Raw genomic sequence first — 2036 nt, 5'->3', positions numbered from 1 at the left:
GGAGCCCCCGTCGCGTCACGGGCCGAGCGCCGGGCGCCGAGCGCCGAGCGCCGAGCGCACTATCGCGCTCGGCGCTCGGCGCCCGGCGCTCGGCCGGTCACGCGACGGGGGCTCCGCCGGGCGATGAGCTGTCCCCGACACGGAGCCCCCTCGACGCTCGACGCTCGCCGCTCCCCGCCCTACCGATGCCCCTCCTTCTTCCTCGGCTGCTCATTGTGATTCAGCTCCACGGGGCTCTCCGCCTGCCCCTGCCGGGCGTGCGAGCGCCAGCCGTGGCGGTCGTCGTCGTTCGGGGACGGCATCGCGCTCATCCCGCTGCGGGTGTCGCGCCCGAGGTCGGACATCCCCTCCCCGCCCGAGCCGCCGCGCTGGTTGTCGCGCCGCAGGTCGTCGTCGTAGGCGTCGTTCCGGTCGCCGCGGTGGCGCGTGCGGTCGTTACCCTCGGGGCCGGTCGGGTCGGCGTCGGTACCGCGGGCGTGGTTCCCCACGTTCTCGCGCGCGTCCCCCCGCGCCTCGCCGCGCGAGTCGCTGCGGACGTCGTTCCGCCCCTCGGGGCCGATCGGGTCGCGGGCGTCGTCGTTGTCGCGGTACCGGTCGCGGCTGGCGTCGTCGCGGTTGGCCATCGTCGCTCCTCCTCGTCGTGAGTGGAGCGGCTCTCGGGGCAGCGCACGTGCCAGTTCGTCCCCTCCGCGACGGGTGGCGCCGTCCTCGATCGAGGACGATCGGTCGCAAACAGGCGGTGCGCGCGATACGACCCAACCGTAACGGCAGAGGCGACTTGGATGCGGTGCCGCCGAGTCCGGTCGGGCGCTTGCCACGGTGACGCGCACCGAGCCGCCCGGCATCCCGCCGCCGCGGCCTGCACGCCATACGTCCGCCGCCATGCTCCGCACCGTCCGCCGCGCCGCCGTCCGCGCCGCGCTCCTCCTCGCCGTCGCCGCCTGCGCCGAGTCGGCGCCGTCCACGCAGCCCGTCCCCGTCGACCCGACGCCGCGCGAGGTCACCCAGGTCGACATCGTCGCCGTCGGCGACGCGCCCCTGCTCGTGCAGGGAAGCCAACAGCTGCAGGCCCGCCTCCGCGCCGCCGACGGGCGCGAGCTGGACGCGCCGGTCGCATGGGCGAGCAGCGACCCGGCCGTCGTCGGGGTGACGCCGCAGGGCGTCGTGTTCGGCGTCGCCGTGGGCGAGGCGGTGGTCAGCGCCACCGCCGGCCGCGGGCGCGCCGAGCGGCGCGTGGTCGTCGCGCCGCCGTCGGTGACCGCGCTGCGGCTGTCGCACGTCGAGGTGACCCTCGCGGCCGGCGAGACGCACGCCTTCGCCGCGGTGGCGCTGGCCGCCGACGGGCGCGTGCTCGACGACCGCCCCGTCGTCTTCCGCGGCTCCGACGACGCGACGCTGGCCGTCGCGTTCGACGGGCGCGTGCGCGGCCTGCGCCCCGGCACCGCGCAGCTGATCGCCGAGGTCGATGGGGTGCGCGCGACCGCGCGCGTCACCGTCACCGCCGGCCCGCTCGGCGACGCGCCGAGCCGCTGGTCGCTGCGCGTGGCCGCGCTCGCGGGCGCCGGCGTGCGCTGCACGCTCGACGGGATCGCCTTCCGCGTCGCGCAGTCGGGCGACCGCGTGGAGGGCGAGTTCTCCCCCGGCGGCCGCGTCGCGTGCGCGCCGGTGCCGGGCGCCGAGCCGCCCTTCCTCACGCCGACCGCGCCGCACGGCCCGATCACCGGCACGATCGTCGGCCGCGAGGTGCGCCTCTACGCGACGCTCTCCCGCTGGACGTTCGTCGGCACCCTGTCGGCCGACGGCCGCACCCTCGAGGGCACCGCGTGGCACGTGGGCGAGCCGCACGTCGCGGCGTCGGGGGCGACGACCGCGCGGCGGTACGAGGGGGCGTTCGTGGCGGGGAGATGAGTGCGTGAGCGTCGAGCGTCGAGCGTCGAGCGTCGAGCGGACGCCGTGTCGGGGACGGTTCATCGCTCGACGGAGCCCCCGTCGCGTGACGGGCCGAGCGCCGGGCGCCGAGCGCCGTGTGAGATAGT

General features: G+C 77.4%; 2 protein-coding genes. One reads left to right on the top strand and one right to left on the bottom strand.

The genetic code is table 11. The annotated features are described in order from the left end of the window. Nucleotides 1-179 precede the first annotated feature (179 nt). Nucleotides 180-623, bottom strand: a complete 444-nt coding sequence (locus PYV61_RS24705) for a hypothetical protein (RefSeq protein WP_275836541.1) — start codon at nt 621-623, stop codon at nt 180-182. Nucleotides 624-882: 259 nt separating this feature from the next. On the opposite strand from PYV61_RS24705, the gene PYV61_RS24700 reads away from it, so the two are divergent. Then, nucleotides 883-1908 (top strand): Ig-like domain-containing protein, encoded by a 1026-nt coding sequence (locus PYV61_RS24700; RefSeq protein WP_275836540.1) that lies wholly within the window; start codon nt 883-885, stop codon nt 1906-1908. Nucleotides 1909-2036 lie beyond the last annotated feature (128 nt).

Source organism: Roseisolibacter sp. H3M3-2 (assembly GCF_029211165.1).
In the GTDB taxonomy this organism is placed as follows: Bacteria; Gemmatimonadota; Gemmatimonadetes; order Gemmatimonadales; family Gemmatimonadaceae; genus Roseisolibacter.
This window is presented reverse-complemented; position numbering and strand designations above follow the sequence as displayed.